This window comes from Stenotrophomonas sp. YJH_SMC_120 (genome assembly GCF_059368675.1).
In genome coordinates, this window is the sequence record NZ_JCAFRY010000012.1 from 104596 (window position 1) to 130386 (window position 25791).

Genomic DNA, 25791 nt, shown 5'->3' on the forward strand with positions numbered 1-25791 from the left:
CGCGGCGCCATGGCGGCAACCGGACAACAAAAAAACCCCGCCTCGCGGCGGGGTTTTTCCTTGCATCGGGGAGACGCGCCGGCCAGGGCCGGCAACGTCCGACGCGGGCGTGGACCTTAGAAGTCCATGCCGCCCATGCCACCCATGCCGCCCATGCCACCGGCGCCGCCCATGGCCGGCTCGTCCTTCTTCGGAGCTTCGGCAACCATGGCTTCGGTGGTGATCATCAGGCCAGCGATCGAGGCCGCGTTCTGCAGCGCCGAACGGGTCACCTTGGTCGGGTCCAGGATGCCGAACTGCAGCATGTCGCCGAACTCGCCGGTAGCGGCGTTGTAGCCGAAGCTGCCGGTGCCTTCCTTGACCTTGTTGATGATGACCGACGGCTCGTCACCGGCGTTGGCAACGATCTCGCGCAGCGGGGCTTCCATCGCACGCAGGGCGATCTGGATGCCGTGGTTCTGGTCTTCGTTGGCGCCCTTCAGGCCGGCCAGCGCGGTGATCGCGCGGACCAGGGCAACGCCGCCGCCCGGAACCACGCCTTCTTCAACGGCCGCACGGGTGGCGTGCAGGGCGTCGTCGACGCGATCCTTCTTTTCCTTCATTTCGATTTCGGTCGAGGCGCCGACCTTGATCACGGCAACACCGCCGGCCAGCTTGGCCACGCGTTCCTGCAGCTTCTCGCGGTCGTAATCCGAGGAGGTGTCCTGGATCTGGGTCTTGATCTGCGCCACGCGTGCATCAACGTTGGCCTTGTCGCCGACGCCGTCGATGATGGTGGTGTTCTCCTTGGAGACCTGCACCTTCTTGGCGCGGCCCAGGTCCTTGATGGTGGCCTTCTCCAGCGACAGGCCGACTTCTTCGGAGATCACGGTGCCGCCGGTCAGCACGGCCATGTCTTCCAGCATCGCCTTGCGACGGTCGCCGAAGCCCGGAGCCTTGACGGCCACGACCTTGACGATGCCACGGATGGTGTTGACGACCAGGGTGGCCAGCGCTTCGCCTTCAACTTCCTCGGCCACGATCAGCAGCGGCTTGCCGGCCTTGGCGACGCCTTCCAGCACCGGCAGCAGGTCACGGACGTTGGAGATCTTCTTGTCGTGCAGCAGGATGAACGGGTCATCCAGGTCAGCGGTCTGCGACTGCTGGTTGTTGATGAAGTACGGCGACAGGTAGCCGCGGTCGAACTGCATGCCCTTGACCACGTCCAGCTCGTTGTCCAGGCCCGAGCCTTCTTCAACGGTGATGACGCCTTCCTTGCCGACTTCCTTCATCGCGTCAGCGATGATCTGGCCGATCGACTCGTCCGAGTTGGCCGAGATGGTACCGACCTGGGCGATCGCCTTGTCGTCGGCGGTCGGCTTGGAGATGTTCTTCAGCTCGGCGACGGCGGCCGAAACGGCCTTGTCGATACCGCGCTTGAGGTCCATCGGGTTCATGCCGGCGGCAACGGCCTTGGCGCCTTCGCGGATCAGGGCCTGGGCCAGCACGGTGGCGGTGGTGGTGCCGTCGCCGGCATCGTCGTTGGTGCGCGAAGCAACTTCCTTCACCATCTGCGCGCCCATGTTCTCGAACTTGTCAGCCAGTTCGATTTCCTTGGCGACGGAGACGCCGTCCTTGGTGATGGTCGGGGCGCCGAAGCTCTTTTCCAGCACGACGTTGCGGCCCTTCGGGCCCAGGGTGGCCTTGACGGCATTGGCGAGAACGTTGACGCCGCGCACCATGCGCGAACGGGCGTCTTCACCGAAACGAATATCCTTGGCAGCCATTGCATTTACCTCATTGGTAGCGCCGGACGCTGCCCGGCGGCTGGGAGTTTGGGATCAGGTTGAAACAGGTCGCGCCGAGGCTCAGCCGATGACGGCGAGCACGTCGTCTTCGCGCAGGACCTTGTATTCGACGCCTTCGCTCTTGTACGAGCTGCCGGCGTACTGGCCATAGATGACCTTGTCGCCGACCTTCAGCGACGGCGCGCGCACGTTGCCGTTGTCCAGCGGCTTGCCCGGGCCGACGGCCACGACCTCACCCTTGGTGGACTTTTCCTTGGCCGAGTCGGGGATGACGATGCCACCGGCGGAGATTTCGTCGGCTTCGATCGGCTTGACCACAACGCGGTCGTGCAGCGGCTTGATGCTCATAGGAGACCTCTTAAGTGATTGATTGGTCTAAAAAAGTCCGGCGATGTTAGCACTCACCCCAGGCGAGTGCCAGAACCGCACGTGAAGAAACCCGACAACGTCGGGAGCAGGGCAGAGATGGAGCCCCGCCGCCCCCTTTCAAGGGCGGAATGAAAAAATTTTTTCCACCCGCGCGCCTCGGCCAAGGCGTCGGTCCTGGACAATTTCGGTGACAAGCGTCGCACTGTCAGATATCTGACGTTCATTTACGACAAAGTGTCACTGGATCGGCCTTAGGCTCGGTCAGGCATTCCCAATCACAAGGAGTAGTCGATGCGATTGCTGTCCCCGCTTGCCGCCGCCTGCCTGCTGGCACTGGCCGCGGCGCCGGCCCAGGCCGAGGTCTTCATCAACGAACTGCACTACGACGACAGCACCGCCGCCGGTGACGTCGGCGAAGCCATCGAAGTGGTCGCTACCGCAGGTGAAGACCTGTCCGGCTACCGCCTCTACCTCTACAACGGCAGCAATCCTTCGGCCGCCACGGTCTACGCCAACAACCCGGTCCCTGCCGGCACCGCCGCCGGTTGCGGCAGCGCCAGCATCGCCGTGGTCAACTACCCGACCAACGGCATCCAGAACGGCCCGAACGACGGCATCGCCCTGGTCGACGCCAGCGGCAAGGTGGTCCAGTTCCTCAGCTACGAGGGCGCCATCACCGCCTCCGGTGGCCCTGCCGCCGGCATGACCAGCCAGAACATTCCGGTGGCCGAGACCAACAGCACGGCCCCCGGCACCTCGTTGCAGCTGACCGGCAGCGGCAGCCAGTACGCCCACTTCACCTGGGCCGAGTCGGCCAGGCAGACCTTCGGCAGCTGCAACAACGGCCAGACCTTCAGTGGCGGCGGCACCCCGGGCCCGAACACGCCGCCGTCGGTGTCCACCACCACCCCGGCGCAGGGCAGCAGCACCTTCCCGGCCGCCGCCGATCTGGAAGTGGTGTTCAGCGAAACCGTGAACCTCGCCAGCGGCGCCTTCGCGCTGAGCTGCGGTACCTCCGGCAGCGTGCCGCTGACCTTCCCGGCCAGCGGGCGCAGCGTGAAGCTGTCCACCAACACCGCGCTGGTGGCCGGTGAAGCCTGCCGCTTCGACATCCGCGCCGCGCGCATCACCGACCTGCAGGGCGCACACCCGGCGGCCGACAGCCGCATCGCCTTCACCGTGGCCAGCACCGGCGGCAATCCGGACCCGGGCAACCCGGGTGTGCCGGCCGGCTACTACTCCAAGGTCAACACCTCCAGCCCGAGCCAGCTGCGCTGCTCGCTGCACGCGACAATCAAGGGCCACACCGCCTACCCGTACAGCGGCTCGGGCACCAGTACCTGGACCATCCTGGAGATCGCAGACGAGGACCCGAACAACCCGAACCGCATCCTCGACGCGTATCGCAACCGCAGCTACGCCAAGGTGACCGATCGCGCTGGCAGCGGCAGTGGCCTGAAGTACAACCGCGAGCACACCTGGCCGAACTCGCTGGGTTTTGCCACCACCACGGGTGACAAGGGCCTGCCGTACGCGCCGTATACCGACACCCACATGCTGTACCTGACCGATGCACAGTGGAACGCCGACCGTGGCAACAAGCCGTTCGGCAAGTGCGACGCCAGCTGCGGCGAGCGCGCCACCGAGGCCAACAACGGCCAGGGTGGCGGCAGTGGTGGCTATCCGGGCAACTCCAACTGGGTGCGCACGCCGGACGGCAACACCGGCACGTTCGAGGTGTGGGGCAAGCGCAAGGGCGACATGGCGCGTGCGGTGATGTACATGGCGATCCGCTACGAGGGCGGCAAGGATGCAGCCACTGGCCAGTCCGAGCCGGACCTGGAGCTGACCGACGACCGCAGCAGGATCGTCAAGACCAGCAGCTCACCGGCCTACATGGGCCTACTGTCGACGCTGATCGACTGGCACCTGTCCGATCCGCCGGATGATGCCGAGCGTGCGCGCAATGACGTGATCTACAGCTTCCAGGGCAACCGCAACCCGTTCATCGACCACCCCGAGTGGGCGACCCCTGGCCTGTTCACCTCGGCCAAGCCGGCCACCTGCCAGCTGGCCAACTGACCGCGCAACGCAGCGGTCCACGGCCGCCGCCGGGTCCTGACCCGGCGGCGGCCCTATACTCGACGGTCATGTCGACCGTCGATCCCGTCCTGCTGCTGTTGACCACCTGCCCGGACCGGGCCAGCGCCGAGCGCATCGCGCACACGCTGGTTGGCGAGCGCCTGGCCGCGTGCGTGACCCGCCTCGATGGCGCGCAGTCGACCTACCGCTGGCAGGGCGAGGTGACCACCGACGCCGAGCTGCAGCTGCTGGTGAAGACCACCGCGAGTCGCGTCGATGACGCAATCGCCCGGATCGTCGAACTGCATCCGTATGAACTCCCGGAGTGCATCGCGGTCGAAACCCGGGCCGGCCTGCCGGCGTATCTGGACTGGATCCGGGCACAGACCCGGGAGGACACTGATTGAAGACTCTGTTTGCGCGTGGCGCCGCCCTGTGCGCCCTGTTGTGGCTCTCGCTGCCGGCGTTCGCCCTGGATGAGAAAGACCTGCTGCCGGTGGACCAGGCGTTCGCGCTGACCGCCACCGCCCCCGAACGTGGCCAGGTGCAACTGCAGTTCAAGATCGCGCCCGGCTATTACCTGTATCACCACCGCACCAGCGTCAAGGCCGACCCGGCCTTCAATGCCGGCGCGCTGCAGATGCCCAAGGGCGACAAGCACCACGACGATTTCTTCGGCGAGGTCGAAACCTATCGCGAGCGCCTGCAGGCCACCCTGCCCGGCACGCCGACCGAGGCCGCCGGCACCATCAGTCTGGAAGTGCGTTACCAGGGCTGCGCAGATGCCGGTGTCTGCTACCCGCCGCAGAAGCGCGTGGTGCAGGTCACCCTGCCTGGCAGCGGTGCACAGGCGGCGGCCCCGGCCGGCCGCGCCGGTGCGGCCAGTCCGTTCAACAACCCACTGGCCGGTGCCGGCAACAGCGGCGGCCTGCGCCTGCCGGGTGCCGCCAGCAACAGCCAGGCGCTGCCGCTGCCGTCGGAACAGGCGTTCGGCTTCGATGCCATCGCCAGCGACGGCAACACCCTGCTGCTGCGCTTCAGCCCGGCACCGGGCTACTACCTGTATCGCGACCGCACCTCGCTGAAGCTGGAAGGCAGCACCGGCGTGCAGGCCGGCACGCCGCGCTGGCCGGCCGCGCAGTCGCATCGCGACGAGCACTTCGGCGATGTCTCGGTGTACTTCAACCAGGTGGAAGTGCCGCTGCCGTTGCGGCGCACGGTTGCCGACGCGGTTGACGGCACCCTCGTGGTGACCTTCCAGGGCTGCCAGACCGATGGCATCTGCTACCCGCCAATGACCCGCCGGGTGAAGCTGTCGATCCCGGCCGGCAAGGTCAGCGCCAGCGCCGACCAGGCACCGCCGCGCAACGAGGTAATCAGCCCGTTGGCTGTGGCGCCACGCGAAGGCGCCAACGGCGCCCCCCTGCGCCTGCTGCCGACGGTGCCCAATACGGACGCCGCCCCCCCGGCCGTCGCAGGCACCGTGGACGGCAATGAATTCGCCGCCGATGCGCGCGGTGACAACGCGCTGCGTACGCGCCCGCCAGCGGCCACACCGAACCCGGACCGTTCGTTCGTCTGGGTGCTGCTGCTGGCGCTGGCCGGCGGCCTGGTGCTGAACCTGATGCCCTGCGTGCTGCCGATCCTGTCGCTGAAGGTCCTGAGCCTGGCGCAGAGTGGCGAAAGCCCGCAGCGCGCACGCAGCCACGCGCTCTGGTATACCTTGGGCGTGCTGGTCGCATTCGCGGTGATCGGTGCGTTGATGGTGGGCCTGCGCGCAATCGGCAACGCCGTCGGCATCGGCTTCCAGCTGCAGCACCCGGGCGTGGTGGCGGCGCTGGCCTACATCATGTTCGCGGTAGGCCTGAGCCTGTCCGGCGTGTTCACCCTGGGCGGCGGCATCGGCAACCTGGGCCAGTCGCTGGCCAGCCGCAGCGGCCCGGCCGGTGACTTCTTCACCGGTGCGCTGGCCTGCGTGGTCGGCAGTGCCTGCGTCGGCCCGTTCATGGGTGGCGCGATTGCCTACGCGTTCATTGCCCCGCCGCTGAAGGCGATGACCGTGTTCCTGTTCCTCGGCCTGGGCCTGGCGCTGCCGTTCCTGCTGATCGGCTTCGTGCCGGCGCTGGCGCGCCGCCTGCCCAAGCCCGGCCCGTGGATGGAAACGCTCAAGCACGTGCTGGCCTTCCCGATGTACGCCACCGCGCTGTGGCTGCTGTGGGTGCTGGGCAAGCAACGCGGCGTGGACGGCATGGCGCTGGTGCTGGGTGGCCTGTTGCTGTTCGCCTTCGGCCTGTGGCTGTTCGAGCGCAACCGCTGGACCGGCTCGCGTGCGGTGACCCTGCTCGGCGTGCTGCTGGCGATCGGCGCATTGGTACCGGCCTGGGGCGTGACCCAGCTGGCAGCGCCGGCACGCGCCGCACAGGCCGCCAGCGACAACGTGGTGGAGTATTCGCCGCAGTTGCTGGACCGCCTGCGCGCCGACAACCGCGTGGTGTTCGTCAACATGACCGCCGACTGGTGCGTGAGCTGCAAGGCCAACGAGCGCGCCGTGCTGTCGCGGCCGGAGTTCAAGGACCTGCTCAAGCGCACCAACGCGGTGTACATGCGCGGTGACTACACCAACGTCGATCCGCAGATCACCACGTTCCTGGAAGAGCACAAGGCCGTCGGCGTGCCGCTGTACGTGGTGTACGGCCCCGGCGCACCGCCGACCGTGCTGCCGACCCTGCTGACCCAGGCGGTAGTCGAAGAAGCGCTGCTGCGCACCGCGCGATGAAGTGGCAACGGCCAGCGCTGCTGTGGACAGCGGTGCTGGCCGCCGGCCTCGGCCTGTGGGCCGGGCATCGATTGGCTCCTGCGCCGGTTGCGCCTGAGGCCATGCCAGCGGCGCCTGCTGTGGCGGCTACGGCACCTGCCCTGCAGGTCGGCGACAGCCTGCCCGCGCTGTCGCTGCCCGATCTTGAAGGCCGGCCGCTGGACCTGCGCCAGCACGCTGGCGGTCGCCCGCTGTTGATCAATGTCTGGGCCAGCTGGTGCGCGCCCTGCGTTGAAGAAATGCCCGAACTGGCGCGTTTCGCACATATCCAGGGCGAGCACGGTGTGCAGGTGCTGGGACTGGCGCTGGATACGCCGGAGGACGTGCGCGGTTTCCTGCAGCGGGTCCCGGTGGATTATCCGATCGTGATCGAGACCCCGGGGCCGCGCGATGCCAGCGTGCAGCTGGGCAATACACAGGGCCTGCTGCCCTACAGCGTGCTGTTCGATGCGCAGGGGCGGCTGGTGAAGGCCAAGCTGGGACCGTTCGCCCACGGCGAGATCGATAGCTGGGTGAAGTGAGGGTGTTTTTTGCAGGGCTTGCAGCCCTGCACCCTGCTCAATGCAACGGCAACAGCCAAAGCCAAAGCGGGCATTCCGTGGGATGGCGGGGCGGTGTCGGAGTGCGGGGACGCTGCAAGTACGTCCCTGTAAGCTTGGCAGCCGCATCCATGCGGCTGACACCCCGCACTCCGACACCGCCCCGCCTCTGACAGATCTTCGCGGCTGTTGGTAGGTGTCGACCTTGGTCGACACATCTGTCAGATATCGATATTCAGAACGGAATCAGACCCCGTGCCGACCAACGGTCGGCACCTACCAAAGCAGAACGCCGTTCCGACAGATCGCAGGAAACTGTCGAAGGCGGGGTGGGTCCGGTTGCGGGGGTGTCCGCGGCATGGATGCCGCGGCCAAGGCTACAGGGACGTACTTGCGCCGTCCCCCGCAACCGGACCCGCCCCGCCTCCTCACAGGAAACCTGCTGTTGCTTCGGCTGTTGCTTCTGAGGTTGCCGGCCAGCGGCCGGCACTACCGCGGGTGCCGGGCGCCGCCCGGCCGATACCCCCAGCTTGACCGCAGCCGGGGCGCCACGGAGAATTCCGCGACTAATTCTCATTTGCTGTTGCGCAGGATGCGGGCGGCAGCCTTCCAGGCCCTCCTCCTTCCATGTTCAAGAACGTCCTGTTCCAACTGCACTGGCTGCTGGGCATCACCGCCGGTGCCGTATTGGCCGTGATGGGCCTCAGCGGCGCCGTGCTGTCCTTCGAGGACGAACTGCTGCGCGCGGCCAACCCCGGCTTCGCCGAAATCGCCGAGCACCATGCCGACGGCCAGCTTCCGCTTCAACTCAGCGAACTGGTGCCGCTGCTGCAGGCCGGCAGTGATCGCCCCCTGCAGCGCCTGCGCGTGGACGCCACCGGGCAGCGGCCTTCGGTGGCACGCTTCGCTGGTGGCAAGGAACACTGGGTCTACTTCGACCCGTACAGCGGCGAGCGCTTCAGTGCCTTGCGTGGGCAGGCGTTCTTCGACTTCGTCGAGGACCTGCACCGCCACCTCGCCGCGGGCGAGCGCGGCAAGTGGATCACCGGCAGCTGTGCGATCGCGCTGCTGTTCTTCACCCTGTCCGGTCTTTACCTGCGCTGGCCGCGGCGCTGGTGGCGCTGGCGCAGCTGGCTGGCGGTGGAATGGAAACGCAGCGGCCGCGGCTTCCTGTGGAGCCTGCACTCGGTGGTCGGCACCTGGATGCTGCTGATCTACCTGATGAGTGCGCTGACCGGCCTGTGGTGGTCCTTCGACTGGTATCGCAGTGCCGCCAATACGCTGCTGGGCGTCGCACCGGCCGCCAAGCACAAGGTCGCCACCGGCGCCGCCCTGAACCTGGAGCGCGTCGAAGCCAAGCTGTATGCCCTGCCCGGCGTGCACACCGGCTACATCGACCTGCGCCTGCCGGAAAAGCCTGGCCAGGCGCTCAACGTGCGGGTGATGGCTGGCGATCCGTCACAGCGCGGTGGCCACCATGACCGTGCACATGATCTGCTGCAGCTGGATCCGGCCAGCGGGGCAATCCTCGATTCGCGCCCCTACGCGCGCCAGGGCGCCGGCGCGCAGCTGGCCACCAGCGTGTTCGCATTGCACTCGGGCAGCTACTTCGGCATGCCCGGGCGTGTCGTGGTGATGCTCAGCAGTCTGGCCATGAGCCTGTTCTTCATCACCGGCTGGATGCTGTACCTGGACCGCCGCCGCAGCCAGCGTGCCGCGCGCGGGCTGCGCCGGTCGCTGCCGGTTGCCACCGATGATGGCCGCGCACCTTGGCTGGTCGTGCATGCCAGCCAGAGCGGGCTGGGCGAGCAGCTGGCCTGGCGTGCCGCCGCGCAGCTGCAGGCCGCTGGCCATGGCGTGCAGGTACTGCCATTGGCCCGGGTCGATGCCCCGCAGCTCGCGCGCACTGCGCAGGCATTGTTCGTGCTGAGCACCTTCGGCGATGGCGAACCGCCGGATGCGGCACGGGGCGCTGCGCGACGGCTGCTGGCACAAGCGCCCGATCTGTCGGGCCTGCAGTTCGGCCTGCTCGCCCTGGGTGACCGCCAGTACCCGCATTACTGCGGCTTTGGCCGCCAATTCGATGGCTGGCTGCTGGGCAACGGCGCACGTGCGCTGTTCGAGCGCATCGATGTCGATGCCGCCGCGATACCGGCGCTGCGCCAGTGGCAGCAGCATCTCGGCGCGCTGACCGGCATCGCCACCGATGACAGCGTGTTGCCGGCCGCGACGCAGATGCACGAGTGGCGCCTGCTCGGCCGTGACCGCCTCAATCCAGGCAGCGTGGGCGGCGCCATCTGGCGCATCCGTCTTGCGCCACCGGCCGATGTGCAGTGGCAGGCGGGCGACATCCTGCACATCGCGCCCCGCCACAACGCGCGGCACGCCGCTGCGGTGCTGAAGGCACATGGGCTGGATCCCCAGCAGCCGCTGCTGATTGACGGCCAGCCGCGCACGCTGTTGGCGCTGGCCAGCGAGCGCGAGCTGTCCGATGCCGATGCTGCGCTGGCGGTGCAGGATGCGTGCCTCTGGCTGGCAGGGCTGCCACTGCTGCCGGGGCGCGAGTACTCCATCGCATCCTGTACGGATGACGGTGCGGTCGAACTAGTGGTGCGGCTGGTCCATGACGAAACCGGACGCACCGGCCTGGGTTCGGGCTGGCTGTCGCTGCATGCGCCGGTCGGTGCCAGCATCGTGGCCCGCGTGCACCGCAACCCCGGTTTCCATCGCGTTGGCGGTGCGCCGATGGTGCTGATCGGCAATGGCACCGGCATCGCGGGCCTGCGCAGCCTGCTGCGCGAAGCCGCGCATGCAGGTGAACACGGGCACTGGCTGCTGTTCGGCGAACGCCAGCGCGCGCACGACTTCCTGTTCGCCGATGAGATCGAAGCGTGGCAGGCCGATGGCCATCTCGCGCGGGTGGACCTGGCGTTCTCGCGCGATGGTGAGGGCGGCTATGTGCAGGATCGCCTGCGTGCAGCAGCCGATGCCCTGCGCGACTGGATGCAGCGTGGTGCGGTCATCCACGTCTGCGGTTCGCTGCTGGGCATGGCCGGAGGCGTGGACCAGGTGCTGCGCGAAGCGCTGGGTGATGAAGAAGTGGAAACGCTGCTGGAGACCGGGCGCTACCGTCGCGACGTGTATTGAGCCACAAGGGCAGTACCGGCCGCCGGCCGGCATGATCAGGGGCGTGCCGGCCAGCGGCCGGCACTACCGGAGCACGATCAGGCCGCAGCGCGCGCCTGTGGCATCGACTGCAACTGGAACGCGCCCACCGCTTCGGTCAGCGCGTGTACCTGCGCCTGCATCTGCGCGGTGGAGGCACCAGCCTCTTCCACCAGGCTGGCGTTGCGCTGGGTGCTGGCTTCCATCTGCACGATGGTCTGCTTCACCTGCGCGATGCCGGCATGCTGGTCCTGCGACGCACTGCGGATACCGGCCAGCAGCTCGGCCAGCTGCTGCACGCTGCCAACGATCTCGCCCATCGTGATGCCCGCCTGCTCGGCCTGCTGGTTGCCCTGGCCAACACGCGCCACCGAATCCTCGATCAGTCCTTTGATCTGCTTGGCCGCTTCGGCACTGCGCTGGGCCAGCAGGCGCACTTCCGCAGCCACCACGGCGAAGCTGCGGCCCTGCTCACCTGCACGCGCGGCTTCCACCGCGGCATTCAGCGCGAGGATGTTGGTCTGGAAAGCGATGCCATCGATCAGCTGGGTGATGTCGCCGATCCGCCGCGAGGCCTCGCTGATGCCATGCATGGTCGCGACCACCTGGCCGACGGCCTCGCCACCGCGCTGGGCCACCGCGGCCGCCCCCTGCACCAGGGCATCGGCGCGGCCCGCGGCATCGGCATTGCGGCCAACGGTGTCGGTCAACTCGTGCATCGACGCTGCCGTCTCTTCCAGGTTGGCCGCCTGCTGTTCGGTACGCTGCGACAGATCATGGTGCCCGGCAACGATCTCACCAACGCCGGTGTCGAGGCTGGACGTCGCCTGCTGGATGCGGGTGACGATGCGGCCCAGTTGCGCGACCGTGGCGTTGGCATCGTCGCGCATGCGTGCGAACACGCCCTGCAGCTCACCTTCCATGCGCACGCTGAGGTCACCACGGGCCAGCGCCGCCAGAAGCGCCTGCAGATCGCCGAGGTTGGTCTCGAAGGTCGCCAGCAGGCGGTTGATGCTGGTCGACAACGTGCGCACGAAGCCCTGTTTTCCCTCCAGCGCGATGCGGCCGTGCAGGTCGCCATGTGCGGCGGCATCGACCAGTGCTGCCACTTCGGTTTCCAGCAGCGTTTCCAGCGCGCGGCTGCGCCACTCCACTGCCACGCCGAGGAAATGCCCTTCGTCGGTGATGGCATTGGCGATCAACTGGTAGCGGACGCCGCCATGACCGATCTCGCGCTCCTCGCGCTGGCGCACGCCAGCCAGGCTGGCCAGTGCCGGATGCAGGCGTACCGCATCGCTCCCCACCAGATCTTCAAGCCGGAGTGCAAGCTGCTCCAGCAGCGCCGGATTGGCGTACGCCACCAGGCCTTCGGCATCGATCACCATCAAGCCGGCCTGTGCGCTGTCCAATGCCTGGCGCACGCGGGTGTTGCCGCGGGCCACCGCACGCTCGGTCTCGATGCGCGCGCGCAGGCGCTGCTGCATGTCGACCAGGCGCTGGGCCAGCTGGCCGATTTCATCGTTGGCGTTGTAGACGCGCAGGGTGGTGTCGAGGCGGTCGTCGGCGATGTCGCTGGCGAAACGCAGGGTGTCCTGGATCGGCTGCCGCACCGCACGCAGCACCAGCACCAGGCTGGTGATCAGCACGCCGGCCACCAGCAGCAGGGTCAGTGCGAACAGCACGCTCATGGTGCGCGCGCCGGCCTGCTGGCGTGCCTGCGCCCTGGCCAGCGCCTCCACCTGTGCCTGCTGGAATGCGGCCAGCGCCGGCGCTACGCCCGCGGCGGTATCCAGCAGCGACTGCGCTTCCACATCCAGGCCGACGCGGGCAGCGGTATACCCCAGCAATGCGGCCTGATATGCCTCCATCCCGGTACGCAGGGTGTCCTGCACATCCGCAGGCAGGCCCGCCAGCGCGAGGTCGAACGGCAGCTTCTCCTCGCTGGCGCGGTCGGCGTGGGTGGAATCACCGTCGAGCAGTAGCAGTGCCTCCTGCCTTCGCATCTTCTGCAGGTACAGCGCCAGCGCGGGCCGCTGCTGCACATCCACCTGCGCCTGCAGGGTGTCGGCGGCCTGCTGCAGCTGCGCGGCGAGGCCGGCATCACCACGGCCCATCTCGTCGACCCGTTCGAACAGGGCGGCCACACCCTGCGAGAACGCGTCGGCGGCTTCGGTCAGCGCCTGCAGGGCCTTGCGCCGGCCAGCATCCATCGGCATCGCGCGCAGCGCCTGCAGATCGGTCTGCAACGCCTTCTGCGTGGCCAACAGCTGCGCGCGGTCGGCATCATCGAAACTGCGTGCATACTGGGTCTGCAGGCGACGCGCTTCGGCCACCCGCGTGGACAGGCTGGCAGCCAGATCGCTGCCGCGCTGGTAGCTGGCCTGGCTGCGCGCAGCCAGTGCGTTGGCATGGCCAGTCCAAGCGTAGACAGCAGCGATCGCCACCAGGCCCAGGCCGCAGATCCACAGTGTGGCCTTGAGCTTGTTGGCCACGCTGAGCCGATGTGGCTGCAGCCAGCGCAGCAGCCCGGGGGACGCCGAGTGCAACGCAGCAAGGCGCGTGCGCAGGGACCGGAGGTGGGGGACAACGGCCGACATGACAGACTCCAGGCGGAAAGACGCACCTGTATCGGCCTGACTCAGGACAACTTTAGCGCTTTCTTCGTCTGCGTCCCCCCATCGCTGGTGGACGCGGCCTTTGTACCGGGTGCAGGCGACGGAGGCATGACACGGCCGCCGCGCTTGACCTCAACCCCGGTTGGGGGAGCACAGTGGACATCCCTCCCCCGCCCGGTGTCTCCATGACGACGCTCGATGTCCCCCGCTACCTGCAGCGCCTGCAGCTGGATGCGCCGCCACCGCGGACTCTGGCCGGCCTGACCCTGCTGCAGCAGCGCCACAACGCACTGCTGCCCTTCGAGACCCTCAGCTGCCTGCTGCGCGATGCGGTGCCGATCGACCTGGACAGCGTGCAGCGCAAGCTGCTCGACGAGCGCCGCGGTGGTTACTGCTTCGAACTCAATGGCGGGTTGCTGGCGCTGCTGCAGGCATTGGGCTTCGATGCGCAGCCATTGAGCGCGCGGGTACTGCTGGCCGCCCAGGACGGCGAACTGACCGCGCGTACCCACCTGCTGCTGCGCGTGAACGTAGACAGCGGCGACTGGCTGGTGGATGCCGGTTTCGGCAGCCTGACCCCGACCGTGCCGCTGCGCCTGCATGATCCGCAGCCGCAGGCCACGCCGCACGAACGCTATCTGCTGCAGCGCCTGCCCGACGACGGTGATTTCGTGCTGTCGGCCGAGTCCAACGATGGTTGGCGGGCGATGTATCGGTTCGACCTGCAGGCGCCGGCACCGATCGACAACGTGGTGGGCAACTGGTACGTATGCACCCATCCCGATTCCAGTTTCCCCGGGCAGCTGCGCGCGTCGCTGACCGGGCCGGACTGGCGCCGCACCATCGGCAGCGGCAACTACACCGAGTATCGTCCCGGGCAGGCACCGGACAAGCGCCCGCTGCATGATGTGGGTGATGTGCGTGCCGTGCTGCAACAGCGCTTCGGCATGCAGCTACCGGACGACCCGCGACTGGACCCGGCCATCAATGACTGGCTGCAGCGCTCGCGCGCCGCGACCTTGTAGGGCCGAGCCCATGCTCGGCTGAGCTGGAGCGGCTGGGCCAACAGCAGCCGAGCGTGGTCTCGGCTCTACAGAGCTGCGCGCGCCTGCAGCGCAATGCGGTTGCCTTCGCTGTCGCGGATCTCGGCCACGCGCCAGTCGCCCGCATCGGCGGGTCCGAAGCACAGCTCGGCGCCCGCTTGCAGTGCTCGCTCCAGGCTCGCATCCAGGTCATCGACGCCGATGTAGACGCGCGCCCCCTGTTCGGAAGGCCGGTAGTCCGCGCCGAGCACCAGCGCAATGCTGGCACCGGCGGCCTCATCGGAGAACGGCAGGTAGGCCATCCGGCAGTCGTGCAGCACCACAGGTTCGTCCACCGCGACCTGCAGCCACCGCTGGTAGAACGTGATGGCACGGTCCAGGTCACTGGCCGGGATTTCCACATGCAGGATCGGGTTCACTGGCACTCCTTGCTCGGTCCACTCAGATGATGCGCAGGGTAATCGCCTTCAGCACCGCACGGGTGCGATCGCGGGTGCCCAGCTTGTCGAGTATGGCGGACACGTAGTTCTTCACCGTGCCCTCGGCCAGGAACAGGCTGCGCGCGATCTCCTTGTTGCTGTAGCCACCGGCCAGCAAGCGCAGGATCGCCACCTCGCGTTCCCCGAAGGTATCGGTGGGCGGTGCTTCATCGTGGAAGCGGTAGCGGGCGCGTACCGGCTCGGTGCTGACCGGCAGCAGCAGGGTTTCACCTGCGGCGACGCGCTCGATCGCCTCGCGCAGGTCTGCGGGTGCGGCGTCCTTGAGCAGGAAGCCCTGTGCGCCGGCCTCGCTGGCGCGCAGCAGCAGGTCACTTTCATCAAAGGTCGTCAGCAGCAGCCACGGCGTGGCATCGCCGCGCGCGCGCAGCTGGCGCACTGCTTCGATGCCGTCCATCCCGGGCATGCGGATGTCACTGAGCACAACATCCACGCGCTGGGTGGACAGCGCGTCCAGCAACGCCTGGCCCTCCTCGGCCTCCAGCGCCACGTCCACGCCCAACCCCTGCAACAACGCACGCAGCCCGGCGCGGACCAGCGCCTGGTCGTCGGCCAGGGCAACACGGATCGCGCTGCCGTTCATGCCGGCACCCAGGCGGTCAGGTGCATGCCGCCCTGTGCGGTGCGGGCCAGTTCCAACTGGCCACGCACTGCGGCCAGGCGCTCACGCATGCCGGCGATGCCGTTGCCCTCGCGGATACGCTCGGCGCGCTGGCCGTCGTCACGGATGTCGATACGCAACCGGGAATCCTCCTCGTTGATCGTCAGCCATACGGTGTCTGCGTTGCCATGCCGGGCGGCATTGGTCAGCGCTTCCTGTACCAGGCGCAGCACGGTCTCGGCCATCAGCGGGTCAACCACGCGCACGCACTCGCCGATCTGCAGCTGCAGCTTCGGGCGCGGGAACGGCGCGGCCAGCGCGTGCAATGCGGTGGCCAGATCGAGGCCGCGATCATCGCGCATCGATTGCACCACCTGGCGGATGTCGGCCAGCAACTCGCCGGACAGCTGCTCGGCCAGCACCAATCCTTCGCGCCTGGCCAGCACAGGGTCGGCCGCAAGGGCACGCAGGTTCAAGCGCATCGCGGTGAGCTTGTGCCCGGCCACATCGTGCAGTTCGCGCGCCAGGCGCAGGCGCTCGGCATCGCGTGCGCTGTCGGCCAGCAGCGCGCGGGTGGCCAGCAGGTCGGCGTTGACGCGGGCCAGGTCATCGCGGGCCAGCGCCGTGCTGCGGGCATAGTGTGCGGTCAGTGCGGCAAAGGCCTGGAAGCCGCCATAGAGCAGCACCACCAGCAGCGGCTGGCTGAAGCCGCTGTAGCGCAGCACGAGATACATGGCGAGGTTGGCCAGCAGTGCAACAGCCAGCACGAAGCGCGGTGGCCAATGCTCGGCCAGCTGCGCCACCAGCACCACCAGCAGTACCGGTGCGGTGCCGGTACGCGGCTGCAGCGCAACCAGCACGACCGCCAGCAACGCCTGCAACACCGCCGCGACAGCGCGCACGCGGGATGGCACCGACGCCCAGCCGTGCACCACGAACAGCAGCAGGAACACGGCAAGCAGCAGCAGGCTCAGCCCGGCACCGTTGCGCTGCACCGCGAATGACAGGCCCACCACCAGCACGGTGGCCAGGCCGGCGAGGCTGAGGGGACGCAACAGATGGCGGAACAGGCTGGGCATGGCCAGATGCTGACCGCCGCGCACGCCGGCGGCAATGGGTCCGGCGCAGAAAGTGACTTCTGGCACGTCGAATCGATGACCACTGGCCCTGAACCCGGTGCAGCGCCGCACGCAGACTGGCGCCACACCGCCACACACACTTCCGGAGCCACTGCCATGATCCGCACCGCCCTGCTCAGCACCGCCCTGACTGCCCTGGCCCTGGCCGGCAGTGCCCACGCCGCCGACCTGGCCGTGACCGTGCACGACGTCCGTGTGCAGACCGGCACCCTGCGCGTTGCGCTGGTCGACAGCGCCGCCGCCTGGGACGGCAAGGCCAGGCCCGTGCAGGCCCAGCAGGCGGCGCCCAGCGGCGACAGCGCCCACTTCACGTTCAAGGGCGTTCCGGCCGGCAGCTATGCCGTGCTGCTCACCCACGACGAGAACGACAACGGCAAGCTCGACACCAACCTGGTCGGGATGCCGGTGGAGGGCTACGGCTTCAGCAACAATCCGAAGGTGATGCGCAAGCCGACCTTCGACGAGGCGCGCGTCGACGTACCGGCCGCCGGCACCGCCATCGACATCACCCTGCGCTGATTCCTGCATCCAGACTCGAGGCCACCATGGACCGTCGCCGCTTCCTTCGTACCCTGCTCAGCAGCAGTGCCTGTCTGGCCCTGGGCACCACCGCGCTGCGCAGCGCTCCCGCCTTCGCCGGCGACCCGGCGCGGTTCGCGCAGGGCATGCAGGAACACCCGTGGCTGCTCGGCTGGCGCAGCGTCGGCAGCGAAAGCCTCGGCCCGGCCACCGTGCAGTTGCAGGGAAAGCTGCCGTCAGGCCTGGCTGGCACGCTGTACCGCAACGGTCCGGCGTGGACCGAGCGCGATGGCTTCCGCTACGACCACTGGTTCGACGGCGACGGCATGGTGCATGGCTGGCGCTTCAATGGTGATGGCAGCCTGACCCATCACGGGCGCATGGTCGCCACGCCGAAATTCACCCGTGAACAGAAGGCCGGCCGCTTCCAGTATCCGGCCGCCGGCACCAGCGTTCCCGGTGCGCTGGCGGTACGCAACAACGATGGTGCCAACGTGGCCAACACCTCGGTGACGATGATCAATGGCCGCCTGTTCGCCCTGTGCGAATCCGGTTCGGCGTTCGAAGTGGACCCGGATTCGCTGCGGACGCTTGGCCCTGTCACCTGGCGTCCGGACCTGGCGGCGCTGCCGTTCTCGGCGCACCCGCTGGCCGACCGCGACGGCAGCCTCTGGAACTTCGGCTCGATCAGCCTGACGGGGGGCCATGGCCTCCTGGTCTGGCACATCGGTGCGGACGGCCAGCTGCGCAGCGCCAATGTGATCGAAACACCCGAGCATGGCTACCTGCATGCCTTCGCGATGACCGACCAGCACCTGGTGTTCGTGATGATGCCGTTCGATTTCACCGGCGCAGGTGGCAGCTTCTTCGAGCGCATGCAGTTCGCACCGCAGCGTCCGGTGCGCATCGCGGTGGTCGCCAAGTATGCCCCGGACAAGGCGCAATGGTTCGAGGCCCCGTTCGCGGCGATCTACCACTTCGGCGACGCGTTCACCCGCGATGGCGGCATCGTGCTGCGCGCAGTGCGCCACGACGACATCAACGAGGCGCGCTCGCCGATGAAGGAAGCGATGGCCGGTGATGGCGCACACGCGGCCAACAGTGGCGCCAGCCTGGTCGAGCTGCATCTGGACCTGCGTCGTGGACAGGCCCGCTGGCAGACGTTGGGCATCAGCGCCGTGGAGTTCCCGTTGTTCGACCCGCGCTCGGCGAACACACGTGGCGCACGGCTGTATGCGCCGACCATCGACGGCACGGCCACTGCGCCGTACTTCAACGCGGTGGCCGCGTTCGAGATCGAGCACGGACGCCGCCAGCTCTGGAACTACGGGGCGGACATCATGGCCGAAGAGCATGTGTTCGTACCGCGCCCGGGCAGCCGCAACGCCGATGACGGCTGGCTGATCGGCACCCTGCTCGATCCGGTGAACCAGCGCAGCGGTCTGGCCGTGCTGGATGCGCGCCATGTGGATGACGGTCCGCTGGCCCAGGCGTGGCTGCCGTATGCGGTGCCACTGGGCTTCCACGGCACCTTCGCCGCGCGCGGCTGAGTCCACGCCACGCGGACAGCGTTGTTGGCATGCTGGGTCTCCCCTGCCCCGTGGAGTCCTGCATGTCCCTGGCCGACCACCGACGTACGCTGGCACCGCACGGTTTCCTGCGCGTGGCGATCAACCTGGGCAACCCGGTGCTGGCACAGGGCGATGCGCGCTCACCGCGCGGCCCCTCGCTGGAACTGGCTACCGCGTTGGCGCAACGGATGGGGGTGCAGGCACGCTTCACCTGCCACGGTGCCGCAGCCTCGGTGGTCGCCGCAGCGGGCGAAGACGGCTGGGATCTGGCCTTCCTGGCGATCGATCCGGCGCGTGCCGACCGCATCGCCTTCAGCGCTCCGTATGTGGAGATCGAAGGCACTTACCTGGTGCGCGAAGACAGCCCGGCGCAGCAAGTGGCCGACCTCGACCGCGACGGACTGCGCATCGCGGTGGGGCGTGGCGCGGCCTATGACCTGTTCCTGAGCCGGGAACTGCGCCATGCCACGATCGAGCGGGCGGACACCTCGGCAGCGGCCATCGCCCTGTTCGACCAGCACGGCCTGGATGCCGCCGCCGGTGTACGCCAGCCGCTGGCGGCCTGGGCGAAGGCACATCCCGGCCATCGGGTGCTGGCCGATCGCTTCACCGCGATCCAGCAGGCAGTGGCGGCACCGGCCTCACGCCCCGCCGATGCGCTGCGGGCGCTGTTTGAGGAAGTGGAAGCGATCAAGGCGGGCCCGTTGCTGGAGGAAGCGTTCGCGCGTGCCGGGCAGGCGGTCACCCTGGTGCAGTGACTGTAGAGTCGAGATCGAGCACCGCGCGGCGTTACAGATGCGCGTCCGCCATGTGCTGCACATGCTCGGCGGCCTGCGCATGCAGCCAGTCGCGGAACGCGAGGAAGCCGCGATGGCTGGCCGAGCGCTGCGGGTACACCAGCCAATGCGGCCACGCCGTCTTCAGGCGCTGGCTGGACAGCGCGACCAGCTGGCCGGATTCCAGCAGCAGGCGTGCCCGGGTCACCCGGCCAAGGGCCACGCCTACGCCATCCAGTGCGGCGCGATGGTGCGCCTCCGAATCATCCAGCACCGCCACGAAGCGCGATGGCGGGCTCTGCCCGCTCAACGCGAACCAGGCGCCCCACGCGCCGTCGGGATCACCGAGCAGCGGCCACTGGGTCAGCGGTACACGGTCGATGCCCCCCATGCGCTCGATCAGCGCGGGGCTCGCCATCGGCACCAGCCACTCGTCGAACAGCGGTTCCACCACCAGGCCCGGCCATTGCCCGCTGCCCAGCCGCAGCGCGGCGTCGAACTGGCGCTGCCGCTCGAAATCAATCAGGCGCTCACTCGACTGCAGGTTGATCTCGATCTGCGGGTGCTCAGCCACGAAGTGACCCAGGCGCGGCACCAGCCAGGCCGATGCCATCGATGGCACCGCACTGATCGTCAGCACGTGCTCGGCACGCGCGGCATAGGGCTGGAAGGCTTCGTTTATCGCATCCAGATGCGGCCCCACCTGCTCGAGCAGGCGCTGCCCCTCAAGGGTAAGGGTGATACCACGCGGCTGGCGGATCAGCAGCGGCTGCCCGAGCCGTTCTTCCAGCTGCCTCATCTGGTGGCTGAGCGCGCTGACGGTCAGGTTCATCGACGCCGCCGCGCGCGACAGGTTGCCAAGCCGGGCGGCAGCCACGAAGCCCTGGAGCGCATGGAGCGGAGGGCGGGACATAAGGCTTGAAATTCTCTCAAGTCATGCTTGCGGAAATGTCGCTTTTTGCCCGTCCATGCTGCCCGTATCGTGCAATCCACTCAAGTGGAGGCACGCTCATGAACATCTTCGGCGGCTTGTTGTTCCTGCAGGGCCACGTGGCCAGCGCCGAGCTGGCACGCCAGCTGGCCAGCCCGTCCACACCTGCCCCGCAGTGCGCGCGGCAACCGGCCGCGCCGGTTCAGCCGCCGCGAACCCGTTGAAGGCTCCTCAACCTGCATACCAGCGTTGGACGTGTTCAGGCAGCCACGGGATCGGATCGATGTCCAATGCCCGACAACCGTCGAGGGTGTCACGCAGCGCGCCCTCGCCGGGGCCACCGGGGATCCGCAGGCCTTCCTCTTCGGGAAGCTGCACCGCAGCCCAGTCGTGCAGCCGGTCCATGCGCAGGCGAAGGGCGGCTCGCAGCCATCCCTTCAGTGGATAGCAGCGATAGCCCTGTTCGCCCAGGCCGGCAACCGCAAGCGACAAAGCGTGGTTGGCACCACGTACCCATTCGGTGCGGCCTCCAGCCTTGTCCTGGACCGTCATCGGCGCCGGCGCGCGGTGCGCCTTGAACGGCGAACGCAGCTGCAGCTCCAGATCCCGCGCATCGCGCTCGCTTTCCGCTTCCACCAGCGCACCGGCGTCGAGATCGAAGAACTCGAACCAACGCCGGTGCAATGCGCTGATGCGCCCAAGCGGATCACGTGAGAAACCAATCTTCGCGTAGTCTTCCCACGCACAGGGGAAGACGTAGGCGAAGACACGACCGTCGATGCGGATATCCGACTGCATGTGCGCAGGCTGCCTCGACAACAGTCCGCGTGCAACCGGGCGTTACCGTGGACGCTGCAGCGCTTCCTGCACTGCGGCAGCCACGTCGGTATTGTCGATGTAGCTGCCGTCGTTCCAGCGCACGTGCTGACGGTAGCCGGCATCGACGCCCCGCACGCGCTTGCCCAGCAGCTCCGCGCCGGCGCCCCTGGCCCACAGCGGCACCAGCGCGTTGGGGTGGTTGCCGGTGGGGCGGAAGCTGATTCCGGGCATGCGGCCGCGACCGTTGTTGCGTACCGGCGCGAAAGCCACGTCCTGTGCATCCGGGCCCATCGGCATGCTGTTGTCGTGGTCGGTGGTGACGATCAACAGGTTGCGCTCCCAGCCACCGTTGCGCTCGATCCAGTCGACCACCGCCGCCACCGCGTCATTGAACTCCACGGTCTCTTCGATCAGCCGGCCATACTGCGGCTGATCGCTGCACTGGCCGTAATGCCATTCGGTGCCGCACGCACTGGTATGTGCGGCCCAGTCGGTGGCGCCGCCTTCCACCATCAGGTACAGCCCCTTGGACGAGCGCTGCTGCAGGAACTGCAGTGCGCCACGCGTCATGGTCGCCAGATCGGGCACGCTGTCGATCTTCCTCACTCCCGAGGGCGTGCCTGCATCCTTGCCCAGCACCTGCAGCTGGCGCGCCTGCTGCAGTGTGTTGGCCACGCGCGGTACACCGATCAGCGGCCGGTCGGCCGGCAACCGTCCCTGCGCCAGTGCGGCGAACGCTTCCTTGCTGCGGATCAGGCGCCACGGTCCCGCCGGATTGCCGCCGATGGTGGTGCCCGCTTCCAGCTGCTGCCAATCCTGCTGCGACACCCACTCCCATGGATTCGCACAGCCCTCCGCCTTCGCGGCGTCCGCACCTTCATGGCAGGCGCGGCCGTCGACGCTGTAGCCCGGGCCACCCGTGCCCATCACCAGGTCCATGTGGCCCTGCGCCAGCATCTGGTGTGCGATGGCGTGATAGTTGCTGCGCGATTCGTTCTGCGCCGCGAACGCGGCCGGCGTGGCATGCGCGAACGGCACCGAGGTGACCACGCCGGTGGCCATGCCCAGGCGCTTGGCGCGCAGCGTATTGAACTCGACCGGCTGGCCATCGTTGTTGAAGTTGATGGCGTTGTTGTAGGTCTTGATCCCCGAGGACAGCGCAGTGCCCGCCGCCGCACTGTCGGTAGCCACCGCGGCCAGGTACCGGTAGCCCGCAAAGGGCAGGTCCTGCGCAGGAACCGGCGCGTCATCCCAGGCCTTGGCCGGGTCGTAGCCAAGCGTCTGCGCGTTGTCACCGGTCGGCTGGCTGCTCGCGTTCAACGGAAAGGTGGTCACCGCCAGGCGCAGTGGGAAATCCGCATAGGGTGCGCCTTCACGGCTGCCGTACTGCCAGTAGGCGGCGGCGTCCCAGGTACCCCAGCCGGCACCGTCGTTGATCATCACGATCACATTGAGCGGACCGGCTTCGGCGGTGGAAACAGCCTCGGCGCGCAGGTTGGGCTGGCAGCCGCCAAGTGCGGCCAGCGCGAGCAGCAACGAAGAATGAAGCCAGCGGCGTGGAATGCGTGCAGTCATCGGATGTCCCGTCGGGCCATCGGCGGCCCACAATGGCGATACGTTATATCGTTTCAATATTTCAGCTTCGTGCAGCCGCCGCACACTATCCTCCAGGGTCCCCGCTACCATCGTCGCTTCCATGCCGTCTCCTGCTCCTGCGCGTGCACCGCTGTCGTCCATCACCCTCGATGCGGCAACTTTCGCGGTGATTCACCAGCACAACGCGGATATCGCCAGGCAGCCGGCCTCGCTGACCAAGCTGATGACCGCCTACGCGGCTTACGAATGTGTCGAGGAGCGCGGGCGCTCGTGGGGCGACGAAGTCACCATCGCCGCCGACGACGTGCATGCGGTCGCCGACGATGAAACGCGCATGGGCCTGGTGCCCGGCGAAACGGTCACGCTCGCGCGCCTGCTGGAGGGGTTGATGATCGTCTCCGGCAATGACGCGGCGCTGGCCATCGCGCGCCACCTGGACGGATCGCAGCCTGCGTTCCTGGAGCGCATGAACCGGCACGCACGCCAGCTCGGCCTGCGCAGCAGCTGGTTCGCCAGCGTCTCCGGCATCACCACGCCGCACCATGCATCCAGCGCGCGCGACATGGCGGTGCTGGCCGCCTGCCTGCTGAATGACCATCCGCAGATACTGGCAATCACCGCGCAGCGCGCGTTCGTGCATGGCAGCTTCAGCCGCAACAACCAGAATGCGCTGCTTGGCGATGACGGCGTGGATGGATTGAAGACCGGCTACACCCAGGCAGCAGGCTTCTGCCTGGCCGCCACGGCATGCCGGGCAGTGCCCGGGCGGGATCAGCCGGTACGCCTGATCACCGTGGTATTGGGTTCTGAAAGCCGCGACGCGCGCGACGCACTGGTACGCGATCAGCTGGCGGCAGGATTCGCCACGCTGGCCAGCAGCACCGCCGGGGCCTGACGCCCGAAGCCGCTCAGCGCCGCTTGACCGTCGCCACGATCAGCCGCTGCAGCTCGGCCTCGGCGTTGGTCTTGTCCAGCGCGCCTGCCGCCACGGCTTCGGACAGGGCTTCAGCCGCACCGAGAATCGCCCAGCGCCCAGCAAGGGGCACCGTGCCATCGGCGGCAAACGGACCCAGCCATACGTCGCAGTTGTCGATGAAGTCCTGCTGGTAACGCCGCCGCACCTCGTGCAGTTCCGGCGCTCCCACCAGCGCGGCGAGGATGCCCTGCACTTCACTGCCCTGGCTGAGGATGCAGTCGATGTAGCCGGAGGCGATGGCCGCCGCACGGTCGGCCAGCTGCGCGCGGGCGCGGCCGATACGCTCGTGGAAGACCACCGTCTGCCGCCCGTCATAGTCATCGTAGAGCGCGGCCAGCAGGCCGTTGCGGGTCACGAAGTGATCGTAGGCCACCGGCTTGGTCACACCGGCCGCCTCGGCCAGCCGTCCCAGCGTCAACGCGTCGGTGCCTTCGTCACCAACCAGCGCCCAGGCCACGTCCAGCAACTGGCGGGCGCGTTGCTCGCGGGTCAATCGGCGGCGCGTGGGAGCGGCGTTGGCGGGCATCGGCGGAACACGGCGATCAGCGCATCGGAGTGCCTATTTTACGGCCGATCGCCAGCGCGGTCTGCAGATGCGCTCCGGCCGCACCGGTATCGGCATCCAGCAGCAGGTCGGACGTCAGCACGCGTGCGCCACAGTAGTCGAAGATGCCCATGTCGATCTGCGTCTTCATCGCCGCATCGTAGCCGCGTCGTTCGACCATCGCTGCGTCGGCGCCGCCCAGCCCCACCAGATGCACGTTCAGGCGCTGCAGCTTCTTCACCAGCTTGCCCTGCGCGTCCTGTGCGTAGGCCCATTCGTTGGTGAAGACACGGTCGATCCAGCCCTTCAGCAGTGCCGGGAACGACCACCAGTACAACGGGAACACCAGCACCAGCGTATCGGTGGCCTCCAGCCGTGCGTGCTCGGCGGCGATGTCGGCCGGTACCGCGCCAGTGCTGCGGAACAAGGCCTGGTCCTGGGCGTTGAAGCGCGGATCGAAGCCTTCGGCCATCAGATCGGCGTAGGCCACGGTGTTGCGGGCGTCGGCAGCAGTGATGGCATCGCCGATGCGATGCGCCATCGCATGGGTCAGCGAACCGGGTTCAGGGTGGGCGATGACAATGAGGCTGTGCATGGGGGGTCTCCAGAAATCACTACCTACCGATAGTAAGTAGTGATTTTCGGGATACCAGCGCCATCGATGGGACGCTGTTTTCGCATCCACCGTATAGTGCGGCGGTGCCCTGTGAGACACCCGCCGATGCGCCGATACCTGCTTGTTCCCCTGTTGCTCCTGCTGCTGGCCGCGATGGCCCCGGCGGCGCGGGCCGGCGTACTCAGCGCCGACGAGTCGGCGGCCCTGCGCCAGGACGTGCAGGCGATGATGGGCGCATTCGCCCGCGGCGATGCCGAGCTGATCATCGCCCGCACCCATCCCAGCCTGAAGCGCCTGGCCGGGGGCGATGAGGCCTATGCGCGGATGACCCGCGACACCCTGAAAGAGCTGCGCAAGGCCGGGGTCACCATCATCAGCGACGAGGCCGGTGTGCCGGGCCGCACCTATGCAGCCGGTGATGAAGAAGTCTGCTTCGTGCCACGCCAATCGCTGCTGCGCGTGCGCGAGGCGCCGATGCGCAGCACCTCGTTCATGCTCGCCGTGCGCCGCGTCGGCACAACCCGATGGAGTTTCATTGACGGCGCTGCACTGCTGGACAACCCCGCGCTGCTGCGGCAACTGCTGCCGGCGCTGGAGCCTGGCGTGACGCTGCCCAAGGGCGGGATGCAGGCGCTGTAATCGCAGGCGCATCCATCCACGCATGGCGTGGATCTTATCTCTTGCCAATCTGGCACCTTGGGTGCCGAGAGCCCGGCGTGGGCGACCGTGTGGATCCAGGTCTTGCGACCGAGAAGTAGCTTGGGTCCCCACGCCGGATTCTCCCTGAACCG

23 protein-coding genes are annotated in these 25791 nt (G+C 68.0%); 12 read left to right on the top strand and 11 right to left on the bottom strand.

Annotation, left to right across the window (positions count from 1 at the left end):
- Positions 1-116: 116 nt before the first annotated feature.
- Complete coding sequence (gene groL / locus AC5P60_RS14760; RefSeq protein WP_005411226.1) at positions 117-1766, bottom strand: chaperonin GroEL; 1650 nt, start codon at positions 1764-1766, stop codon at positions 117-119.
- Between the two features lie 81 nt (positions 1767-1847).
- Positions 1848-2135, bottom strand: a complete 288-nt coding sequence (locus tag AC5P60_RS14765; protein WP_005411227.1) for a co-chaperone GroES — start codon at positions 2133-2135, stop codon at positions 1848-1850.
- A 312-nt stretch (positions 2136-2447) separates the two neighbouring features.
- Here AC5P60_RS14765 and AC5P60_RS14770 point away from each other — a divergent pair, with 312 nt between their 5' ends.
- From AC5P60_RS14770 to AC5P60_RS14790, 5 genes are all read left to right on the top strand, one after another.
- Positions 2448-4238, top strand: a complete 1791-nt coding sequence (locus AC5P60_RS14770) for an endonuclease (RefSeq protein ID WP_005414629.1) — start codon at positions 2448-2450, stop codon at positions 4236-4238.
- Positions 4239-4306: 68 nt separating this feature from the next.
- A complete protein-coding gene (gene cutA, locus AC5P60_RS14775; RefSeq protein ID WP_033834043.1) occupies positions 4307-4645 on the top strand; it encodes a divalent-cation tolerance protein CutA in 339 nt (112 codons plus the stop codon).
- Entirely contained in the window at positions 4642-7014 is a 2373-nt protein-coding gene (locus AC5P60_RS14780) for a protein-disulfide reductase DsbD family protein (protein ID WP_483693912.1), read from the top strand. Before cutA ends, AC5P60_RS14780 begins: the two co-directional genes overlap by 4 nt.
- The gene (locus AC5P60_RS14785) at positions 7011-7574 is read left to right on the top strand and encodes a TlpA family protein disulfide reductase (RefSeq protein ID WP_483693911.1); all 564 of its coding nucleotides are present in this window, start codon (positions 7011-7013) and stop codon (positions 7572-7574) included. Before AC5P60_RS14780 ends, AC5P60_RS14785 begins: the two co-directional genes overlap by 4 nt.
- Positions 7575-8219: 645 nt before the next feature.
- On the top strand, positions 8220-10739 hold the full coding sequence (locus AC5P60_RS14790) for a PepSY domain-containing protein (protein ID WP_483693910.1): 2520 nt from the start codon (positions 8220-8222) through the stop codon (positions 10737-10739).
- Between the two features lie 77 nt (positions 10740-10816).
- On the opposite strand, the gene AC5P60_RS14795 is transcribed toward AC5P60_RS14790, so the two are convergent.
- Entirely contained in the window at positions 10817-13354 is a 2538-nt protein-coding gene (locus tag AC5P60_RS14795; protein WP_231522912.1) for a methyl-accepting chemotaxis protein, read from the bottom strand.
- 203 nt (positions 13355-13557) lie between these two features.
- On the opposite strand from AC5P60_RS14795, the gene AC5P60_RS14800 reads away from it, so the two are divergent.
- Positions 13558-14397 carry an arylamine N-acetyltransferase family protein gene (locus tag AC5P60_RS14800; RefSeq protein ID WP_231522911.1) on the top strand — a complete coding sequence of 280 codons (840 nt, stop codon included), beginning with the start codon at positions 13558-13560 and terminating at the stop codon, positions 14395-14397.
- A gap of 65 nt (positions 14398-14462) precedes the next feature.
- Here AC5P60_RS14800 and AC5P60_RS14805 read toward each other — a convergent pair whose 3' ends face one another.
- From AC5P60_RS14805 to AC5P60_RS14815, 3 genes are read right to left on the bottom strand one after another with little or no spacing between them, the layout of a single operon-like run.
- Entirely contained in the window at positions 14463-14834 is a 372-nt protein-coding gene (locus tag AC5P60_RS14805; RefSeq protein ID WP_005411235.1) for a VOC family protein, read from the bottom strand.
- Positions 14835-14856: 22 nt separating this feature from the next.
- Positions 14857-15495: a response regulator transcription factor gene (locus AC5P60_RS14810; RefSeq protein ID WP_005411236.1), complete on the bottom strand. Its 639-nt coding sequence runs from the start codon at positions 15493-15495 to the stop codon at positions 14857-14859.
- Entirely contained in the window at positions 15492-16592 is a 1101-nt protein-coding gene (locus tag AC5P60_RS14815) for a sensor histidine kinase (protein ID WP_076739653.1), read from the bottom strand. Before AC5P60_RS14815 ends, AC5P60_RS14810 begins: the two co-directional genes overlap by 4 nt.
- Before the next feature lie 156 nt (positions 16593-16748).
- On the opposite strand from AC5P60_RS14815, the gene AC5P60_RS14820 reads away from it, so the two are divergent.
- The 3 genes from AC5P60_RS14820 (at position 16749) to AC5P60_RS14830 (ending at position 19500) form a co-directional block, all read left to right on the top strand.
- Entirely contained in the window at positions 16749-17171 is a 423-nt protein-coding gene (locus AC5P60_RS14820; RefSeq protein ID WP_483693908.1) for a DUF2141 domain-containing protein, read from the top strand.
- A gap of 26 nt (positions 17172-17197) precedes the next feature.
- Positions 17198-18721, top strand: a complete 1524-nt coding sequence (locus AC5P60_RS14825) for a carotenoid oxygenase family protein (protein WP_483693907.1) — start codon at positions 17198-17200, stop codon at positions 18719-18721.
- A 62-nt stretch (positions 18722-18783) separates the two neighbouring features.
- Positions 18784-19500 carry an ABC transporter substrate-binding protein gene (locus tag AC5P60_RS14830; RefSeq protein WP_049433113.1) on the top strand — a complete coding sequence of 239 codons (717 nt, stop codon included), beginning with the start codon at positions 18784-18786 and terminating at the stop codon, positions 19498-19500.
- 31 nt (positions 19501-19531) lie between these two features.
- Here the strand turns inward: AC5P60_RS14830 and AC5P60_RS14835 are convergent, their stop codons facing one another.
- Complete coding sequence (locus AC5P60_RS14835; protein WP_005411241.1) at positions 19532-20431, bottom strand: LysR substrate-binding domain-containing protein; 900 nt, start codon at positions 20429-20431, stop codon at positions 19532-19534.
- Positions 20432-20529: 98 nt separating this feature from the next.
- On the opposite strand from AC5P60_RS14835, the gene AC5P60_RS14840 reads away from it, so the two are divergent.
- Entirely contained in the window at positions 20530-20673 is a 144-nt protein-coding gene (locus tag AC5P60_RS14840) for a hypothetical protein (RefSeq protein ID WP_172958424.1), read from the top strand.
- A 7-nt stretch (positions 20674-20680) separates the two neighbouring features.
- Here AC5P60_RS14840 and AC5P60_RS14845 read toward each other — a convergent pair whose 3' ends face one another.
- Positions 20681-21247, bottom strand: a complete 567-nt coding sequence (locus AC5P60_RS14845; protein ID WP_033834050.1) for a GIY-YIG nuclease family protein — start codon at positions 21245-21247, stop codon at positions 20681-20683.
- Between the two features lie 42 nt (positions 21248-21289).
- Complete coding sequence (locus AC5P60_RS14850) at positions 21290-22843, bottom strand: alkaline phosphatase (RefSeq protein ID WP_483693906.1); 1554 nt, start codon at positions 22841-22843, stop codon at positions 21290-21292.
- 121 nt (positions 22844-22964) lie between these two features.
- On the opposite strand from AC5P60_RS14850, the gene AC5P60_RS14855 reads away from it, so the two are divergent.
- Positions 22965-23759 carry a D-alanyl-D-alanine carboxypeptidase family protein gene (locus AC5P60_RS14855; RefSeq protein ID WP_111117946.1) on the top strand — a complete coding sequence of 265 codons (795 nt, stop codon included), beginning with the start codon at positions 22965-22967 and terminating at the stop codon, positions 23757-23759.
- A 13-nt stretch (positions 23760-23772) separates the two neighbouring features.
- On the opposite strand, the gene AC5P60_RS14860 is transcribed toward AC5P60_RS14855, so the two are convergent.
- Entirely contained in the window at positions 23773-24366 is a 594-nt protein-coding gene (locus tag AC5P60_RS14860) for a TetR/AcrR family transcriptional regulator (RefSeq protein ID WP_242899455.1), read from the bottom strand.
- A 16-nt stretch (positions 24367-24382) separates the two neighbouring features.
- Positions 24383-24979 (bottom strand): NAD(P)H-dependent oxidoreductase, encoded by a 597-nt coding sequence (locus AC5P60_RS14865; RefSeq protein ID WP_005411247.1) that lies wholly within the window; start codon positions 24977-24979, stop codon positions 24383-24385.
- Positions 24980-25105: 126 nt separating this feature from the next.
- Here AC5P60_RS14865 and AC5P60_RS14870 point away from each other — a divergent pair, with 126 nt between their 5' ends.
- Entirely contained in the window at positions 25106-25639 is a 534-nt protein-coding gene (locus AC5P60_RS14870) for a hypothetical protein (protein WP_033834054.1), read from the top strand.
- Positions 25640-25791 lie beyond the last annotated feature (152 nt).

Coding starts and splice junctions, on each gene's coding strand:
- groL (WP_005411226.1), bottom strand. CDS start 1,766: ATGGCTGCCAAGGATATTCGTTTCGGTGAAGACGCCCGTTCGCGCATG.
- AC5P60_RS14765 (WP_005411227.1), bottom strand. CDS start 2,135: ATGAGCATCAAGCCGCTGCACGACCGCGTTGTGGTCAAGCCGATCGAA.
- AC5P60_RS14770 (WP_005414629.1), top strand. CDS start 2,448: ATGCGATTGCTGTCCCCGCTTGCCGCCGCCTGCCTGCTGGCACTGGCC.
- cutA (WP_033834043.1), top strand. CDS start 4,307: ATGTCGACCGTCGATCCCGTCCTGCTGCTGTTGACCACCTGCCCGGAC.
- AC5P60_RS14785 (WP_483693911.1), top strand. CDS start 7,011: ATGAAGTGGCAACGGCCAGCGCTGCTGTGGACAGCGGTGCTGGCCGCC.
- AC5P60_RS14790 (WP_483693910.1), top strand. CDS start 8,220: ATGTTCAAGAACGTCCTGTTCCAACTGCACTGGCTGCTGGGCATCACC.
- AC5P60_RS14795 (WP_231522912.1), bottom strand. CDS start 13,354: ATGTCGGCCGTTGTCCCCCACCTCCGGTCCCTGCGCACGCGCCTTGCT.
- AC5P60_RS14800 (WP_231522911.1), top strand. CDS start 13,558: ATGACGACGCTCGATGTCCCCCGCTACCTGCAGCGCCTGCAGCTGGAT.
- AC5P60_RS14810 (WP_005411236.1), bottom strand. CDS start 15,495: ATGAACGGCAGCGCGATCCGTGTTGCCCTGGCCGACGACCAGGCGCTG.
- AC5P60_RS14815 (WP_076739653.1), bottom strand. CDS start 16,592: ATGCCCAGCCTGTTCCGCCATCTGTTGCGTCCCCTCAGCCTCGCCGGC.
- AC5P60_RS14820 (WP_483693908.1), top strand. CDS start 16,749: ATGATCCGCACCGCCCTGCTCAGCACCGCCCTGACTGCCCTGGCCCTG.
- AC5P60_RS14825 (WP_483693907.1), top strand. CDS start 17,198: ATGGACCGTCGCCGCTTCCTTCGTACCCTGCTCAGCAGCAGTGCCTGT.
- AC5P60_RS14830 (WP_049433113.1), top strand. CDS start 18,784: ATGTCCCTGGCCGACCACCGACGTACGCTGGCACCGCACGGTTTCCTG.
- AC5P60_RS14835 (WP_005411241.1), bottom strand. CDS start 20,431: ATGTCCCGCCCTCCGCTCCATGCGCTCCAGGGCTTCGTGGCTGCCGCC.
- AC5P60_RS14840 (WP_172958424.1), top strand. CDS start 20,530: ATGAACATCTTCGGCGGCTTGTTGTTCCTGCAGGGCCACGTGGCCAGC.
- AC5P60_RS14845 (WP_033834050.1), bottom strand. CDS start 21,247: ATGCAGTCGGATATCCGCATCGACGGTCGTGTCTTCGCCTACGTCTTC.
- AC5P60_RS14850 (WP_483693906.1), bottom strand. CDS start 22,843: ATGACTGCACGCATTCCACGCCGCTGGCTTCATTCTTCGTTGCTGCTC.
- AC5P60_RS14855 (WP_111117946.1), top strand. CDS start 22,965: ATGCCGTCTCCTGCTCCTGCGCGTGCACCGCTGTCGTCCATCACCCTC.
- AC5P60_RS14860 (WP_242899455.1), bottom strand. CDS start 24,366: ATGCCCGCCAACGCCGCTCCCACGCGCCGCCGATTGACCCGCGAGCAA.
- AC5P60_RS14865 (WP_005411247.1), bottom strand. CDS start 24,979: ATGCACAGCCTCATTGTCATCGCCCACCCTGAACCCGGTTCGCTGACC.
- AC5P60_RS14870 (WP_033834054.1), top strand. CDS start 25,106: ATGCGCCGATACCTGCTTGTTCCCCTGTTGCTCCTGCTGCTGGCCGCG.